General features: G+C 28.6%; 17 protein-coding genes and 1 other annotated feature. Of the genes, 3 read left to right on the forward strand and 14 right to left on the reverse strand.

Annotated features, from left to right (window positions below; genetic code table 11):
• Nucleotides 1-224 precede the first annotated feature (224 nt).
• The 7 genes from ACEXNK_RS02755 to ACEXNK_RS02785 all read right to left on the reverse strand — a co-directional run bounded on the left by ACEXNK_RS02755 (nt 225) and on the right by ACEXNK_RS02785 (nt 7,605).
• Nucleotides 225-1,529, reverse strand: a complete 1,305-nt coding sequence (locus ACEXNK_RS02755; protein WP_373599753.1) for a Na+/H+ antiporter family protein — start codon at nt 1,527-1,529, stop codon at nt 225-227.
• 216 nt (nt 1,530-1,745) lie between these two features.
• Nucleotides 1,746-1,946: a cold-shock protein gene (locus ACEXNK_RS02760; RefSeq protein WP_021431086.1), complete on the reverse strand. Its 201-nt coding sequence runs from the start codon at nt 1,944-1,946 to the stop codon at nt 1,746-1,748.
• Between the two features lie 167 nt (nt 1,947-2,113).
• Nucleotides 2,114-2,389 (reverse strand): hypothetical protein, encoded by a 276-nt coding sequence (locus tag ACEXNK_RS02765; protein WP_373599752.1) that lies wholly within the window; start codon nt 2,387-2,389, stop codon nt 2,114-2,116.
• 172 nt (nt 2,390-2,561) lie between these two features.
• The gene (locus ACEXNK_RS02770; RefSeq protein WP_373599751.1) at nt 2,562-3,581 is read right to left on the reverse strand and encodes a BMP family lipoprotein; all 1,020 of its coding nucleotides are present in this window, start codon (nt 3,579-3,581) and stop codon (nt 2,562-2,564) included.
• Nucleotides 3,582-3,883: 302 nt separating this feature from the next.
• The gene (locus tag ACEXNK_RS02775) at nt 3,884-5,884 is read right to left on the reverse strand and encodes a GTP-binding protein (protein WP_373599750.1); all 2,001 of its coding nucleotides are present in this window, start codon (nt 5,882-5,884) and stop codon (nt 3,884-3,886) included.
• Nucleotides 5,885-6,019: 135 nt separating this feature from the next.
• Nucleotides 6,020-6,190, reverse strand: coding sequence for a hypothetical protein (locus tag ACEXNK_RS02780; protein WP_373599749.1), 171 nt, complete (start codon nt 6,188-6,190; stop codon nt 6,020-6,022).
• Nucleotides 6,191-6,246: 56 nt separating this feature from the next.
• A complete protein-coding gene (locus ACEXNK_RS02785) occupies nt 6,247-7,605 on the reverse strand; it encodes a DUF389 domain-containing protein (protein ID WP_373599748.1) in 1,359 nt (452 codons plus the stop codon).
• A 231-nt stretch (nt 7,606-7,836) separates the two neighbouring features.
• Here ACEXNK_RS02785 and ACEXNK_RS02790 point away from each other — a divergent pair, with 231 nt between their 5' ends.
• Nucleotides 7,837-8,112, forward strand: a complete 276-nt coding sequence (locus ACEXNK_RS02790; RefSeq protein ID WP_373599747.1) for a hypothetical protein — start codon at nt 7,837-7,839, stop codon at nt 8,110-8,112.
• 44 nt (nt 8,113-8,156) lie between these two features.
• On the opposite strand, the gene ACEXNK_RS02795 is transcribed toward ACEXNK_RS02790, so the two are convergent.
• Nucleotides 8,157-9,008, reverse strand: coding sequence for a DegV family protein (locus ACEXNK_RS02795; RefSeq protein WP_373599746.1), 852 nt, complete (start codon nt 9,006-9,008; stop codon nt 8,157-8,159).
• A 241-nt stretch (nt 9,009-9,249) separates the two neighbouring features.
• On the opposite strand from ACEXNK_RS02795, the gene ACEXNK_RS02800 reads away from it, so the two are divergent.
• Nucleotides 9,250-9,432, forward strand: a complete 183-nt coding sequence (locus ACEXNK_RS02800) for a hypothetical protein (RefSeq protein WP_373599745.1) — start codon at nt 9,250-9,252, stop codon at nt 9,430-9,432.
• 65 nt (nt 9,433-9,497) lie between these two features.
• Here the strand turns inward: ACEXNK_RS02800 and tyrS are convergent, their stop codons facing one another.
• From tyrS to ACEXNK_RS02830, 6 genes are all read right to left on the reverse strand, one after another.
• Nucleotides 9,498-10,703: a tyrosine--tRNA ligase gene (gene tyrS, locus ACEXNK_RS02805; protein WP_373599744.1), complete on the reverse strand. Its 1,206-nt coding sequence runs from the start codon at nt 10,701-10,703 to the stop codon at nt 9,498-9,500.
• A gap of 100 nt (nt 10,704-10,803) precedes the next feature.
• Nucleotides 10,804-11,062: a binding site (T-box leader), on the reverse strand.
• A 73-nt stretch (nt 11,063-11,135) separates the two neighbouring features.
• Entirely contained in the window at nt 11,136-11,288 is a 153-nt protein-coding gene (locus tag ACEXNK_RS02810; RefSeq protein ID WP_373601541.1) for a hypothetical protein, read from the reverse strand.
• The gene (locus tag ACEXNK_RS02815) at nt 11,278-11,601 is read right to left on the reverse strand and encodes a YbjQ family protein (RefSeq protein WP_373599742.1); all 324 of its coding nucleotides are present in this window, start codon (nt 11,599-11,601) and stop codon (nt 11,278-11,280) included. Before ACEXNK_RS02815 ends, ACEXNK_RS02810 begins: the two co-directional genes overlap by 11 nt.
• A gap of 164 nt (nt 11,602-11,765) precedes the next feature.
• Entirely contained in the window at nt 11,766-13,295 is a 1,530-nt protein-coding gene (locus tag ACEXNK_RS02820) for a glycine betaine uptake BCCT transporter (RefSeq protein ID WP_373599741.1), read from the reverse strand.
• A 42-nt stretch (nt 13,296-13,337) separates the two neighbouring features.
• Nucleotides 13,338-14,645 carry a betaine reductase selenoprotein B gene (grdH, locus tag ACEXNK_RS02825; protein ID WP_373599740.1) on the reverse strand — a complete coding sequence of 436 codons (1,308 nt, stop codon included), beginning with the start codon at nt 14,643-14,645 and terminating at the stop codon, nt 13,338-13,340.
• 18 nt (nt 14,646-14,663) lie between these two features.
• Nucleotides 14,664-15,989 (reverse strand): glycine/sarcosine/betaine reductase component B subunit, encoded by a 1,326-nt coding sequence (locus tag ACEXNK_RS02830; protein ID WP_373599739.1) that lies wholly within the window; start codon nt 15,987-15,989, stop codon nt 14,664-14,666.
• A 176-nt stretch (nt 15,990-16,165) separates the two neighbouring features.
• Between ACEXNK_RS02830 and ACEXNK_RS02835 the strand changes: the two genes are divergently transcribed.
• Nucleotides 16,166-16,471 carry a PucR family transcriptional regulator ligand-binding domain-containing protein gene (locus ACEXNK_RS02835; RefSeq protein ID WP_373599738.1) on the forward strand — a complete coding sequence of 102 codons (306 nt, stop codon included), beginning with the start codon at nt 16,166-16,168 and terminating at the stop codon, nt 16,469-16,471.
• Nucleotides 16,472-16,476 lie beyond the last annotated feature (5 nt).

Here is a 16,476-nt window from a genome sequence, read left to right on the forward strand (position 1 = left end):
TTTAAATTTTAAATTATGTTTTATCTCTAAATTTTATTATTATTCTATACTATACAAATTTTTCAACTTTTCTTTATTTTAATAATAGTATATTTTGTGTAATGTTATTTTTTACTTTTTTAGAACTTTTATTCATTTTTTAATATAAAAACAATATTGTCCCTTAAGACATAAAAAAAGGTTGTTTCAAAAATTGAAACAACCTTTTTTATATAAATCTAAATTTATAATATCATCGCACCTAGTATACCAAATATTAACAAAGGTATATTATAATGTATAAAAGTAGGAACACAAGTATCCCAGATATGATCATGTTGCTTATCTGCATTTAGTCCAGCAGTTGGTCCTAGTGTACTATCTGATGCTGGAGACCCTGCATCTCCAAGTGCACCTGCAACTCCTACTAATAATATTATAGCAGCTGGGCTAAAGCCTAAACTGATACCTAAAGGACAATATATTGCAGCTATTATAGGAAGTGTTCCAAATGAACTTCCTATTCCCATAGTAACTAATAAGCCAACTAATAACATAAGCGTAGCTCCTATTAACTTGCTATCTCCAACAATTCCTGTAACTGATGTAACTAAGCCTTCTACTGCTCCTGTTTCTCTTAGTACACTACCATATCCAGCTGCTACGAGCATTATAAATCCTATAAGCCCCATCATCTTTACTCCGCCATCTACTAAGTCATCTATTTCATTAAATTTAATTGCACCTGTTACAAATAATACTATTATAGCTAATAATCCCCCAAGAGGAAGTGATCCTGTAATTATTTGAACTACAAATGCAGTTATTGCTCCTAAAAGTGCACACCAATGTTTTCTAGTCATTTTTTCATCTATTTCTTCTTTTGAAACGCCTTCTATTTCTACATCTTTATAATTTCTTGGTTTTCTATATGTTATAAATACAGCTACCATCAATCCTAATAACATTCCTATTGCTGGTATCCACATAACACTAGTCACATCACTAGTAGTAGTGTTTATTCCATTAGCTATCATTTGATCTCTTATTATATTTTGGAATATTAGACCAAATCCAACCGGAATTGCAATATATGGAGTTTTAAGTCCAAATGTTAGAGCACATGCAACTGCTCTCCTATCAATTTTCAATTTATTCATAAGTCCTAAAAGTGATGGAATTAGTATTGGTATAAATGCTATATGTACTGGGATAAGATTTTGTGAAAAACATGATATGAATGCTATTAATAAGACTAGAGTTATTTTTTTTCCTTTAACTATATTAGATATTTTTTTTGCTAAAATTGATGCAAGTCCTGTTTTACTTACTGCTACAGCCAAAGCCCCAAGTAAAATATAACTTAATGCTGTTTCAGCATTTCCTCCCATTCCTGAAACTAAAATGCTCATAGTATCGCCTATTGGAATTCCTGAACATACCCCTGCAACTATTGCTGCTACAAGTATTGATAATAATACATTGAATTTAAATAAACAAAGAATTATCATCACAGCAATAGAAATTACTACTGGATTAAATAAAACCATAAATCATCCCCCTTTATTACTTTTCAAATACTATTTATATTCATAATATTTAGAAATTTAACCTTTATAATAATTATACATTAAATCTTATCAAATTTGTTAATTTTTATTAATACAAATACTATCTTTAAATTACATATCATTATATTTAAACTTGAATTTTGACATAAAAAAAGACTTCCATAAATTGGAAGTCTCATTAAAGACAATCTATAATTATAATATAGTTATGTTTTCTGCTTGAGGTCCTCTAGCACCTTCAACTATATTAAAACTTACTTTTTGACCTTCTTCTAAAGTTTTGAATCCGTCTCTTTGTATAGCTGAGAAATGAGCGAATACATCATCTCCACCTTCTACTGATATGAATCCAAATCCTTTTTCACTGTTAAACCATTTTACTATTCCATTAGTCATTGAAATGTTCTCCTAAATACCTACATGAAGCTTTTGCTCCATTTTATTTTATATTAGTAACTCTTAGTCACTACACTATTTATTATATCACTTATTTTAAATATGTATACCTTTTTTAAAAATATTTTTTATATTTTTGAATTTTTTTATTTACTAACTGTTATTTACTAATCCCTACGGTTTAATAATTTTATACTTATACTATCCGATATACATTGATCTTCTCCTATATTATCAAAAAATTCTTGTATATCTTCATATTCTGTATCCTCATCTATACTTAGCCTATATTCACTATCATCTTCAAATCCAAATACTATGGTATTACTTTCTTCACAATACCATAAAAGTTCTTCTGTTATGTGACACAACTCTGCAAAATCAACCTTTTTAGATTCACCTTGCTCATTGAAATCAAATCTTAAATCTGTTATATCTATCATTTCTGCCTCCTGTTGCTATTAACTTTTTGCGCTGTATTCTAATATATCAATAAATCATATATTATTCAATTATTTTAATGTTAAACAGTCACAAATTTTCACAATCAATTTACTACTATATACATAAAAAAACACATTGAACTAAATGTTAGTTCAATGTGTTTTTTATTTTTTATTTATTCATTGCGTCATACTCTGCTTTAGTTGCCGGAACTTTTAATTCTCCATTTTGAATTTTTTCCTCTTGTTGATTTACAAAATCAATTACATCTTTAGGAACATTTTTGCTAGTAGTTTCTGCTATTGCAACCCCTTTATCTTTTAATCCATATACTACTGTTTCTCCGCCTGCAAACTTTCCATCTACTAAGTTCTTAACAGTATTATATACACCAACATCAACTCTTTTTACAGCTGAAGTTATAACATTATCTGGAGCTAAATAGTTTTGATCTCTATCAACACCTATTGCATATTTATTTTGCTCTTTTGCAGATTCTATAGCTCCTGTTCCAACATCTCCACCTGCTGTGAATATAGTGTCAACTCCAGTTGAATACATTTGATTAGCTATAGCTTTTCCTTTAGCTTGATCTGTAAATGAGTTAGCATATTGAACTTGTATATCTGCATCTTTATTTGCAGCTTTAACACCTGCCATATATCCGTACTGGAATGTTTCTATAACTGGTATTTGCATACCTCCTATAAATCCAACTTTGTTAGTCTTAGTCATTTTTCCTGCTACTAATCCTGATAAATAAGATGCTTCTTGAGCATTAAATAATATAGATTCTACATTTTTAGGTAACCCTTCCCAAGAATCTTCTACTATTACAAATTTTTGATCTGGATACATTTTTGAAGCTTCCTTTACAGCTGGTGCAAGCTTCATCCCAACACCTATTATTAAATCTGTATCTTGATCTACTAAACTCTCTATATTTGCTGAATAATCCGACTCTTGTTTTGACTCTAAGTAACTTGCTTCTACTCCAAGATCTTTTTCTGCTTTTTGAAGTCCTTCCCATGCACTTTGATTAAATGATTGGTCATTAACTCCTGCTACATCTGTTACCATAGCTACTTTTAATTTACCATCATTTTCATCTGCCGAACTTGAACATCCTACTAATAAAGATGTCGATAATATTGTTGCTGTTGCTAAAGCTACTAATTTTTTAAATTTCATGTTGTTTCCTCCCTGTGTCAATCATTAAACTTATAAAAATTAACTTTCCCTTTAACCTATAAAATTGCAATAAAAAATCCTCTTATCAATCAAGATAAAAGGATACAACTATTTTCTAAATTATCAATTTATGTGCATAGGTATCTTTTTAGTCTCTCTGTACTAAGTTAAAGCAATTTCTATTTTTTACCATTATTACACTTTTATAATTTTTTGTCAATATTTTTATAATTATATTTTATTTATTTTTATTTTCTAAATTGTCAGTTTTATTTTGTTATAATTTGTCATGAAAATTTTTATTATTTTAAACAATGCATATATGATTGTGCATTCTCACTTTTCACTGTATAGCTTTCTCCTTTTGAACAAAATATAGAATTTGAAGTATACTCTTTATCGCTGTTTTTATCATATTTTTTATTTTCTAAAACTTCACTGCTATTATGACAAATATCATACCCATCAAATATTAAGGTTATATGTCCACTACCTTTACTATAACTAGTAATCTCTAAAGGATAATCCATAAATGTAGATACCGGCCCTCTTCCTTCTACAATACATTCTTTTTCATTTATAATAGGTTCCTGAAACTCTCCGTTCATTTTTTGTATATCTGATAGTACTCTTTCTATATAATCATTGCTTATTTTTATTTTAAACTTATAATATGGTTCTAGTAATATATTTTCAACTTGCTCTAATCCTTGTCTTAAAGCTCTGAGTGTTGCTTGTCTAAAATCACCTCCACTAGTATGCTTAGTATGTGATCGTCCTGTAAGAAGTGTTATGTTTATATCCGTTAGAGGGAATCCGCCTAATATACCCCTGTGTTCTTTTTCAAATATATGTGTTTTTACTAAATTTTGATTTCCTAAACTTAAATCATCTACATGAGCTTTACTATTAAAACTAATACCTAAGTTTCTACTTGATGGTTCTATAAGCAAATGTACTTCTGCATAATGACCTAATGGTTCAAAGTGTCCGTATCCTATTGTTTTTGATTTTATTGTTTCCTTATATAATATTTCACACTTACCAAAGTCTACATCCAAGTTAAATCTATTTTTTAATACATCTTTTAATACCTCTAATTGTATTTTCCCCATAACATGAATATGAATTTCTTTTAAATTTTCATCCCACAATACATTCAACGCTGGTTCTTCATCATTTAATATATTAAATATATTTAGAACTTCTTTTATATTTAATTTTTCATCAAATAAAACTTTAGATTTCAATGTTGGTACTAATTCAATAGTTTGACTTTTATTGTATTCTTTTTTTAGTCTTTCAACACTACTATTGTTATCAATTAAGTAGTCTGTAGCTTTAATTTTACTTAGTCCAGTAACTGCAAAAACTTGACCAGCTTCCACTTCATTTGTATTTTCAAATTTATTAGAATTATAAATTCTTATATTATTAATTTTTTCTGTGATAACTTCATCTTTTGTCATATATGTAATTTCATCTTTTATCTTTAACTTTCCTCTAAGAGCTTTTATATAAGTTACTTTGGTCTTATTTTCATCATACTTAACTTTGTAAACTTTGCCTAAAAATTTTTCATCTGACTTGTAATTCGTATATGTTAAGTGATCTAATTTTTCTAAAAAATCTGCAATTCCTATATCATAAAGTGAAGATCCTTTAAATATAGGATAGATTTTACAACTTCTAACTCCTTCTATTAAACTTTCTAACCATAAATTATTCTCATATTCATCATTTAAATATTTTTCAAATAATACATCATCTCTTTCAGCTAAAAACTCTACTAGTTCTTCTTTTAAGATACATTTATTCTTTTCTATAAAAAATTTTTCACTTATATCTACAGTATCCTTTGATAATTCTAGTTTTATGTTTTCCATTAACAAATCTATATTTGCACCAACTCTATCTATCTTGTTTATAAAGAAAAATATAGGGATATTATATTTTTTAAGAAGTCTAAATACTGTTTTTGTATGTGACTGTATCATTTCAACAGCACTAACAACTATAACAGCATAATCCAGTATGCTTATCATTCTTTCCATATCTGGAGAAAAATCTATATGTCCTGGTGTATCTATCAAAGTATAATTTGAGTTATTGTATATAAATTTACCTTGTTCTGAGAATACAGTTATTCCTCTTTGTTTTTCTATTTCATGATTGTCTAAAAAAGCATCCTTATTATCAACTCTGCCTCTATTTCTTATTGTGTTTGTATGGTATAGTATCTGCTCACAAAACGTTGTTTTCCCTGCATCTACATGAGCTAACACTCCTATAGTTTTGTTCATATATTCCTCCATATATAAAGTAATTTTTCTATATAATATTAATATGTGTAGTCTTGTTTATTATTTTTTAATACACTACAAAAGGGTTATTTAAAACAATATTATTTTTGTTTCTAAATAACCCTTTTTTTATAATTATCTTAATTTTAATGCACTACATTTGCCTCCACAGTCTAGACATATGCAATCTGGCTTGTTAGCTTCTGTTATTTGTATTGAAATTGATTTACAATTTTCGCATTTTAACTTATACACACTTCCATTTTTCAATAATGGTTCCATTAAAGTTTGATTATCTTTCCCCAAGTTAATCCCTCCTAATTACATTCCCCTTTAAATATAACATGTTTTTACATTTATATCTATCTATTTAATTCTTCTTGTTTTAATTCTCTCTGATATTCATTATCTGTTTTAATTTCTTCTTCTACTGGTGATTTTTGTATATATACCTTTACTTCTTCAGCATTCATTCTAGCTTTAAACCAATTTTCTATTGTTTCTAATTTATCATTTAAAGTTTCATCATTACTATATAATATAAGTACAGGTATTTCTTTATTTGCATCTTCTTCTCCACTTATATATCCTGCATAAACATCTTTTATCTTAGGATATATAACCTTAAGTTCACTAGCTATATCCGATACCTCTATTTTATTTTCATTTTTATCTTTTGAGTTTTTTGATATATTACTATTTGTTATAAAATCACTACTATTATTTTTTAATTCATTTATGTATTTTTCTATATCAGAAATACTACTTTCATCTTGCTGAATAATTAAGCGCTTATCACTAAAACCATAATTGCTAAGATTTTGTTGTAACTCATTTAATTCACTACTTGTTATCTTATTTCCAACAACAGCCAACGTTATAGTATCATTATTTTCATCTATAGTTTTACTCAGTACATATTGATTGTTTAATTCTTGCTTAATAAAAGAGTCTAAATTCGCTTGATTTATTGTATCTTTTATCATATTAACAGCAGAAAACATACTAGGTATTATAACTATTATAGATGTAATAATTATAAACTTTTTAACACTTTTTTGCTTTTCATCATCTAAATTTGTTCTAGTTGGTAGATTTAGGGCTTTAGTAACTATAAATGTTGATATAGTTATAAAAAAACAATTTATAAAAAATAAGTATCCAGCTCCTAAAAATATATGATACTGTTTAGTAGCTATACCGTATCCTGCAGTACAAAGAGGTGGCATAAGTGCAGTGGCTATAGCAACCCCTGGAATAACATTACTAGTTTTATTACGAGTTATACCAACCATACCTGCAATTCCACCTACAAATGCAATTATAACATCCCATATAGTAGGACTAGTTCTAGATAGTATTTCACTTCCTGCAGTTGTTATAGGTGTTATAGAAAAATAAAATGTTGATGTTACTATACTTATTCCTATTGATAATATTAATATTTTAAATGCTTCCCTTAATAGTTTTACATTATAAGTACCTACTCCATACCCTATCCCAATTATAGATCCCATAAGCGGAGATATAAGCATAGCTCCTATTATAACTGCAGTAGCATTCATATTAAGACCTACAGATGCTATAAGTATTGCACATATTAATATAATAAAATTCGCTCCATGAACATTCATACCTTCTAGTATATTTTCATGTATTTCTTCATGAGTAGCTTGGTTTCTAGTAAATTCATATATAAATCTATCTTTACTAAACTTCATAGTTTAAAGCCTCCTAAAATGTATATGTATAATTTTGTCATTTATTGACACATCTAATTTACTACACTATGAAAATTTATACAAGTAATAAAAGTAAGATATTCTAACTATTTTCTATTTATATTATTTGTAATTTTAATATTTTAATTATGTATTTTAAGTTTTTATTTATATACATAATAGTTATAATTTATAAATTTTATGACAATACTTACATTTGGAGGTAATTACATGGATGATTTTATGAATTTTTTAGATAGCAATTTATATCTTAATGGGTTTAAAATAGTTAGATTAACTACTACTAAGTTATTAATATTTAAATCATTTAGTAAATATTCTAAGTGTATTTATGTAGATGTATTTGATAATATTATTCAAGTAAAAATCGATAAAGTTTTTGATGTTTATGGTTTTTACAATGGAATAGAACGCTTAATAATTCCTAAAAATACATTTAACGATATGAAAAGTTCAATTAAATATATACAAAAAAATTGCAAATAAAAACCCCCTCTAACCTTAGAGGGGGGTTTTGTTTATAAAATATATTATAATTGCTTATTTAAACATGCTATTCCTAAAACACTAGGACCTGAATGACAAGCCACACAAGCTCCTATTTGGAATGTATATACATTTTTAGGTTTTAATTCTTCTTTAACTTTTTCAACAAATCTATCACGTTCTTTTAAATCGTCTCCATACCCAACATATACATCTTTGTCTGAAAAATCTTCACCTATTTCTGATTTTAGTTGTTCTATTAATGCTGGAACTATTTTCTTACTTCCTCTTACTTGAGTTTTTTGCTTAACTAAACCATCTTCTATCTTTAGAATAGGTTTTATATTAAGTAAAGTTCCTATTGCAGCCTTAGTTCCAGATATTCTTCCACCTTTATGTAAATAATCAAGAGAATCAACCGAGAAATAAACTTGCACCTTTTCTTTATATTTTTCAAGTTCACTTATTATATATTCTATTTCATGACCTTCACTCGCAAGACGTGCCGCTTCTCCAATTAAAAGTCCTCCTCCTATACAAAGGCTGTATGTATCAAATATATAAACATCTCCATCGACATCATTTCTAGCTATCATAGCTGATTGATATGTTCCTGATGCTGCTGATGAACCTGCTAAGTATAATACTTTTTTACCTTCATTTATGTACTTTTCAAAAGTTTCTTTAAATGTAGCATAAGTTATTTGTGATGTTGATGGTATATTTTCTGTACTTCTTAATAATTTATAAAACTCATCTCCATCTATATCTACACCAGCTTTATATTCTTTTCCTTCAAATATTATTGTTGTAGGAAGTATCTCTATATCATAATTTTCCATTATGTTATTTGGCACATCATTCATTGTATCACATAGTATCTTTATATTACTCATTTTATAAACTCCCTTTACAAAGTAACTTAATTTTATATTAGTTTTAATTATATCATGTTTTTATCTTAAAATTATATAAATTATTTAATATTTCCTTTATATTTTAATTTCATTCTAAAATCATTATATATGCATATCATTTTAATTTCAAACTTTATTAAAATTAATTATTTATGTGATTATTTTACAGTTATAAGTTATATTTTTTGTGGAAATCTATATTTAGAAAGGATGTGTTTATATGAGTTTCACATTTAAAAAAGGTGATTATGAAAAAGCTGTTGAACATGTAAAAATTTTACTTGATAGCAATATGGGTATATCAGATATATTAGCTAAAACAAATTTAAGTGAAGATCAGGTAAAAAACATAATAAAAAATAGACAAGCTGAGTTTAATGATAAAAAAAACAATTTACATTAATTAATTTAGTATATGGAGCTGTGTTTTAATATACAGCTCCATATATAAGATAATTATATATTATTCTATTTTATAATTAATTTTATAAACTTTTTCTTACCTACTTGTACTATCATCTCTTTATTAATCTCTAGTTCTTTTATATCTACTAACCTTTCATTATTAACTTTTATTCCACCTTGTGTTAAAAGCCTTCTAACCTCACTTTTGCTACTTACTAAATTATTTTTTACTAATTCATCAATTAAATTAAATTCTTCTTTTAAAACTTCTACGATTTTTATATCACTTGGTATTTGACCTTGTTGAAAAACTTCTTTAAATCTATTTTGAGCTTTTTTTGATTCTTCCTCTCCATGGTAAAGACTTACTATTTCTTTAGCTAAATCCATTTTAACATCTCTAGGATTTACTTTATTTTCTTCTAAATTTCTTTTTATATCATCTATTATATCAGGATGTATATCTGTAACTAATTCAAAGTACTTTATTATTAATTCATCAGGAATTGTCATAGCTTTTTCATACATCACATTTGCTTTTTCATCTATTCCAATGTAATTACCTAAACTTTTGCTCATCTTTTCTTTTCCATCTAATCCTTCAAGTAGCGGCATAAATATAGTTACTTGAGGATCTTGATTGAACTCTTTTTGAAGAGCTCTTCCCATTAAAACATTAAATCTTTGATCTGTTCCTCCCAATTCTATATCAGCTTCTATCTCAACAGAGTCAAATCCTTGCATTAAAGGATAAAAAAACTCATGTAATGATATAGGCGTTTGACTTTCATATCTTTTCTTAAAATCTTCTCTTTCAAGCATTCTCGCAACAGTTGTAGTTGCAGCTAGTTTTATAGCTTCTTCAAAACTTAACTTAGATAGCCAACTGCTATTAAAAACTATATCTGTTTTTTCTTTATCTAAAACCTTAAGTATCTGTTCTTCATATGTCTTAGCATTTTCTAAAACTTGTTCTGTACTAAGTGCTTTTCTAGCCTTAGATTTTCCAGTAGGATCTCCTATCTTACCCGTAAAGTCTCCTATAATAATTATTACTTTATGTCCTAAGTCTTGTAACTGTTTCATTTTTCTTAAAACTACAGTATGACCTAAATGTATATCTGGAGCACTAGGGTCTAATCCTAATTTAACAATTAAAGGTTTGTTTTCTTTTATTGATTTTTCTAATTTATTTTTAAGGTCTTCTAGTCCTATTATTTCATCTACACCTTTAGATATTATTTTTATTTGTTCTTGTATATTTTTCATAATTAAATCTCCTTAAAATTATAATATATTTCAATTCTTTAAGGATGGTATTTTAATTATTATATGGCGCCAATACAATAAAAAAACTCCCGTCCTTATATAAAAGGACGAGAGTATTACTCACGTGTTACCACCTTAATTTATCGTTACCTCACGATAACAACCTCTTCAAGTACGCCAATTATTTGGGATACTCTAGCACTATAACGTGTGCAAAATACGGCAACCGCCTACTGGGTGTTATCTTTCGGAGTGCAGCTTAGAGACGTATTCAAATTAACTTACCTTTACCCCTCTCACCAACCGGGAATTCTCTGTAAGACTGTATTAATTTTACTTCTTCTCATCAACGCTTTAAATTTATTCTATTAATTATAATAATATGCTTATTACCTTTATTTTGTCAATACTTTTTTATTTTATTCAAAATTTTTAATAATCATCATATTTATCTAGATTTTCTTTTTTCTTTTCTTTATTTCTCTCTATAATTTTTAATATAAGAAGTACTACACTCCCTATTATCAAAATCCCGTATATAACCAGGATTAAAATACCTATAGTAGCCATTATATTATTCAACATCGTCTATAACTACAGCAGTTCCATAAGCTAACATTTCAGCTGCTCCTTGCATAACCGCAGCTGAAGTTAGTCTAAATCCTATTATAGCATTAGCTCCTTTAGCTTCAGCCTCTTCTACCATTCTACCTATAGCTATCTTTCTAGCTTCTGACATCATTTCATCATATCCTGTTAATTCTCCACCTACTAGTTGTTTAAACCCTGCACCTATATCTTTTCCTATATGTTTTGCTCTTATAGTACTTCCTTTAACTAACCCAACAACCTTAGTTATTTTTTTACCTGGCACACTATCAATAGTTAAAACTAACATTTTTTACCTCCTGGTTAATATATTTAATTTTACTACCCTATTATATTATTATTATATTTATACTAATTCTATCACAATAAAACCTTTTCAAAAGTTACATAAGTTTACAATTCAATAAATAACAAATGACTATCTCAAATTGAGATAGTCATTTGTTATTTATTTTAATTAGCTTTTTCTTTTGAATTTACTTTTTCTATATTTTCTTTTTTAAGTTCTTTCACTAAGGATATAGCGGCTAAAATCATTATAAATATAAATGGAAATGCAGCAACTAAAGACGAAGTTTGAAGTGCATTTAATCCACCTGTAAGTAATAAAACTACAGCTAAAAATGATTGTAATAATCCTAGCATTATTTTCTTTTTATTAGTTGGGTTCAAATCTCCTTGAGATGTAAACATCCCTAAAACAAATGTCGCTGAGTTTGCTGATGTTATAAAGAATGTTATAAGTAAAACTATAGTTATTATGGATATAATAAATCCAAAATTATAGTTACTCATAACCGCAAAGAATGCTATAGATACATCAGAAGCTATATTTTGAATTTCTGCAAGTGGCATGCCTTCTCCCCATGCTAAGTTTATTCCCATATTTCCAAATATAGCAAAGAAGATAAATGAAGCTAATGCAGGCGCTCCCATAACTCCTACTATAAATTCTCTTATAGTTCTTCCTCTTGAAATTCTGGCTATAAAAGTTCCAACAAATGGAGCCCAAGCTATCCACCATGCCCAATAAAACACAGTCCATTTGTTAGTCCAAGTGTTATCAGAATATGCTCCTATTGCTAAACTATCAGACAATATATCTTGAGCATAATTACCTAGTGAATTTGTAAAACTATTTATTATTTCTAGTGTAGGTCCCACTAAAAATGCCGCAACTGTAACTATAAGCGCTAAAATCAAGTTTAAATCTGATACTGCTTTTATACCTTTATCTACTCCTGATACAGCTGTAGCTATAAATACAAATGTTGTTATAGCGATTATAATTATTTGGGTAACTGCATTATTCGGTATGTTAAATAAATAACTAAGACCACTATTTATTTGCATAGTTCCAAGTCCCAAAGATGTGGCAATTCCTGCAATAGTTGCAAATACTGCAAGCACATCTATTGCTATTCCCATCCATCCATCTATCCTTTTACCTAATACTGGTTCTAGTATAGAACTTATTAAGCCTGATTTACCTTTTCTAAATTGAAAATACGCAAGTGACAATCCTATTATGCTGTATCCTGCCCAAGGGTGAATTCCCCAATGAAGAAATGATGATTCGATTGCAAAATCAGCAGCTTGTATGCTTCCTGGAACAATATTACCTTTAGGTTCAACAAAATGTGATAATGGTTCTGCTACTCCCCAAAATATTAATCCTATACCCATACCTGCTCCAAATAACATGGCAAACCATGAAGATGTTGAGTACTCTGGTTTAGAATCATCTGGTCCTAGTTTTATATTTCCATATTTACTAAATGCTAATCCTATTGCAAATATTACAAACAGTAACATTGATATTAAATATAACCAACCAAAATCATTAGTTAAAAAACTTAAAGTTTTATCTGCCGCCTTTGAAAAAGTTTCACTAGATAGTACTGCCCACAAACACATGGGAAGTACTATAGCTAGCGAAATGTAAAAGACTCTATTATCTTCTTTTTTCGCTGTATTCTTCATATTTATCCTCCTAGTTTTTTATTTTTATTTATTAGATAAATACTAGTTTTTGAATACAGTCTGCTCGTCTATATCAGTAGCTAAAGCTTTTAAAGCTGTTCCTACCATTTTATATCTCATTTTAAATTGATCTTCTTTTGATTTTGAAGGATCTCCCATAGGGTATGGAATAGATACTGTTGGTACTATTCTATTTGATCCTACAGTTTTAGCAACAGGTATTAAGTTACACATTTGAACTATTGGGAAACCTGCTTTTTCAAATTCTTTTACCATCGTTGCACCGCAACGTGTACAAGTACCTCATGTAGAAACCATTATTATAGCATCTACATTAGCTTCTTTTAAGAATGGTATCATCTCATTTGCCATTTTTGCTGCTTCAGCTTGAGTTGTTCCTGTTCCAACTGTTGTATAGAAGTAATCATGCAACTTGCCTATAATACCTTCTTTTTCATAAGCTTTAAGTGCATCTATTGGAGTTATTACATCTGGATCATCATCGGCTACCGCTGGGTCAAATCCTGCATGTATAGTTTTATAAACTCCACATTTTAAATCGTCAGTATTTGAGATATCATATCTTCCCCATCTAGTTGCTGATGCTGATTGTATTCTATCTGGATTATCTACTGGAACTATCCCCCCTGTATTTACTAGTGCTATTGTAGCTTTACTCAGGTCTTTAACAGCTGGAGCTATAGGAACTCTATCTATTTTAGGTATTGGTAATTCTGTTTCGTATTTTTCTCCATTTAATTTTTTAACTATCATTTCAACAGCTCTATCAGCTGCCAATTTTTTATCATCAAGCCAAACTTGATGTCTACTTCCTCTTCCAAAATAACCTTCTGTTTGGGCATCTAATATAGCTTCATTTTTTAATATTTTATTAGCTATTTTAGCCATATCAGCTAGGTCATGTCTCATTTTACCTGCACTATTTCCACCCTTTAATATGTACATATCTTTTTTAAACATATCAACCCCAGGGTTTTCTATGTGCATAGATGTAACTACTGGCTTATTTAATTTTTCTTTTACAGCTTTACATATATGACCACAAGCAACTCCATATCTACCTGCTTGGAAAGCTGGTCCTGCTACGAATATATCAAACTCTTTATCTTTTAAAAATCCCATTATAGTTTCTATTGCCTCATCTGTATTAGATCCCATAAAGTTATCTCCACAAATTATAGTATGAGTAACAGTAGTGTCCTCTAATAGTTTTTCTAGTTGCATTGAAGGTCCTATAACTCCTTCTCTTATTTCTGGTTTAAAATCTGCTTTATCCTCTCCACCTATTTGTCCAAAGAACTGATTTAGGTATACTATAGCTTTTTTCATAATATATTCCCCCTTTTATTAGAATTCCTTCATAGTTTTAGTTGACCATCCTAATACTTGATCTCCACAGAACATAGCATTATTTTCCATTATTATAGATCCATCTTCTCTTACTGAAGGCCCTAATATTTCATCATTGCTCCATCCGCCTGATAAACCATCTCTTGCTAAAGACTTAAGTTCTCCTATAACTTTTTCCATTGGTGGTAACTCTATAAGTTCTGAAACATTACCACAAGATACTACTGCATCTAATTTTTCATCTAATGTAACTAGAGGTTGTGAATTACCATCTCTACCTGTACATTCATTAGTAATTCCAACAACTTTAACTCCAACATCTTCTAATGCAACTATACATCCTACAAAGTCTGCATCTGGATTACCATAACCTTCCTCCGCTACTATTGCTCCATCTGCTCCTAATGTTTTAGCTATTTGTGCTACATATATAGCTGATCTTTCTTTTTGCTCTAATGATACGTTCAAGTTAGATAGTATAACTCCTAAAAAGTTTAAACTTTTTCCATGTTCTTCATATAATCTTTTTATCACTGGTGCATTTTGCATATCATAAGTTGACCACTTAGATGAACATGGCATAAAACTTCCTGATACTACAGCTCCATCTAGTATTTCATTTGGATGCATTAGTGTTGGTACTAAGTGGTTTGTATTCCATCCATAAGTTAAATCATTATATCCATCTTCCTCCATTTGTGATTGTAATTGCATAACAAATACTACACTAGGAAGTTTATTAACATCTTCACTTCTTTTTGTAATTCCATCAAGTTCATAAGTTTCTATTTCCTCTGGTTGTAGCTCTTTTACACACTGTGCTATATGTTCTGCTAGTTTATGTCCAGCAACTCTTAATGCATCATTTTTCTTTTGTTGTTCATTTTTTTCAAAATCTTCATTAGTATCGGCAACTAATACTATATTTTTCAATTTAGAGAAGTAAGTATATTTTGCACCTTCTCCTCCCATATCTATTAATCCATCTTGAAAGCCACCCCAATGCTTTCCTACAACTAATAAACTACAATCTTTTAATGCATGTGTCTTACCACTTCCACAAGCTTCTAAATCTCCTGTATACCCTGGGAATAATGCTCTATTGCCTACCTTAATTCTTGGCTCTATAGCTTCTTTGACTGGGCATAATCTAACCATTTCTCCAGGCTTTACTATCTGTAAGTCTGCATCAGTTATTCTTTCGTCTTCCTTTACAAAATTTAAAAGTTCTTCTTTGTTTAAGCTTAAAACCCCATTTTCATAATTTGTCTTATCAGCAAATACTATGTCTTTCACATAAAAATTACCAATTTCTAGTTTCACAATTATTCCCCCTTATGATTGATTTGTTACTTTAATTTAATTGTAGTATTTTTTTAACAAAGTTAGTTTGTAAAATTTATAATATTATATTTAAGTTTTTATATTTTTTACAATTTAAACAAATATCTTAAAATTTCTGCTAAAATTATCTTAAAGACAGTATTGGAGGGGTTTTCATGGGGATAACTGTTAGGGAGGCTCTAAAATTAGATATTTTTAAAAATAGTAAGATTTTAGCAGGCTCTAAAGGTCTTGATAGAGTGATTAATAGAGTTTCAGTTTTTGATTGTCCTATTCAAGTAGATAGAGATAAAATTGTTTTAAAGGAAGGTGATTTTTTCGTAAGTAATTTTTTCCCATTCAAAGATGATGAAAACTATGCTTTATATGCTTTAGATTTTATAAACTCTTGTGGATGTGCTTGCTTTTGTGTAACTAATGAATATATTGATAGCTTTACTGAAAATCTTATAAAAGCTTGAAATGA

Origin of the sequence: Paraclostridium bifermentans (assembly GCF_964259345.1) — a bacterium.
Lineage (GTDB): Bacteria > Bacillota > Clostridia > Peptostreptococcales > Peptostreptococcaceae > Paraclostridium > Paraclostridium bifermentans_B.

Bases quoted from the DNA above. Each gene is read 5' to 3' on its own strand.
- ACEXNK_RS02755 (WP_373599753.1), bottom strand. From the start codon at position 1,529: ATGGTTTTATTTAATCCAGTAGTAATTTCTATTGCTGTGATGATAATT.
- ACEXNK_RS02760 (WP_021431086.1), bottom strand. From the start codon at position 1,946: ATGACTAATGGAATAGTAAAATGGTTTAACAGTGAAAAAGGATTTGGA.
- ACEXNK_RS02765 (WP_373599752.1), bottom strand. From the start codon at position 2,389: ATGATAGATATAACAGATTTAAGATTTGATTTCAATGAGCAAGGTGAA.
- ACEXNK_RS02770 (WP_373599751.1), bottom strand. From the start codon at position 3,581: ATGAAATTTAAAAAATTAGTAGCTTTAGCAACAGCAACAATATTATCG.
- ACEXNK_RS02775 (WP_373599750.1), bottom strand. From the start codon at position 5,884: ATGAACAAAACTATAGGAGTGTTAGCTCATGTAGATGCAGGGAAAACA.
- ACEXNK_RS02785 (WP_373599748.1), bottom strand. From the start codon at position 7,605: ATGAAGTTTAGTAAAGATAGATTTATATATGAATTTACTAGAAACCAA.
- ACEXNK_RS02790 (WP_373599747.1), top strand. From the start codon at position 7,837: ATGGATGATTTTATGAATTTTTTAGATAGCAATTTATATCTTAATGGG.
- ACEXNK_RS02795 (WP_373599746.1), bottom strand. From the start codon at position 9,008: ATGAGTAATATAAAGATACTATGTGATACAATGAATGATGTGCCAAAT.
- ACEXNK_RS02800 (WP_373599745.1), top strand. From the start codon at position 9,250: ATGAGTTTCACATTTAAAAAAGGTGATTATGAAAAAGCTGTTGAACAT.
- tyrS (WP_373599744.1), bottom strand. From the start codon at position 10,703: ATGAAAAATATACAAGAACAAATAAAAATAATATCTAAAGGTGTAGAT.
- ACEXNK_RS02810 (WP_373601541.1), bottom strand. From the start codon at position 11,288: ATGTTGAATAATATAATGGCTACTATAGGTATTTTAATCCTGGTTATA.
- ACEXNK_RS02815 (WP_373599742.1), bottom strand. From the start codon at position 11,601: ATGTTAGTTTTAACTATTGATAGTGTGCCAGGTAAAAAAATAACTAAG.
- ACEXNK_RS02820 (WP_373599741.1), bottom strand. From the start codon at position 13,295: ATGAAGAATACAGCGAAAAAAGAAGATAATAGAGTCTTTTACATTTCG.
- ACEXNK_RS02835 (WP_373599738.1), top strand. From the start codon at position 16,166: ATGGGGATAACTGTTAGGGAGGCTCTAAAATTAGATATTTTTAAAAAT.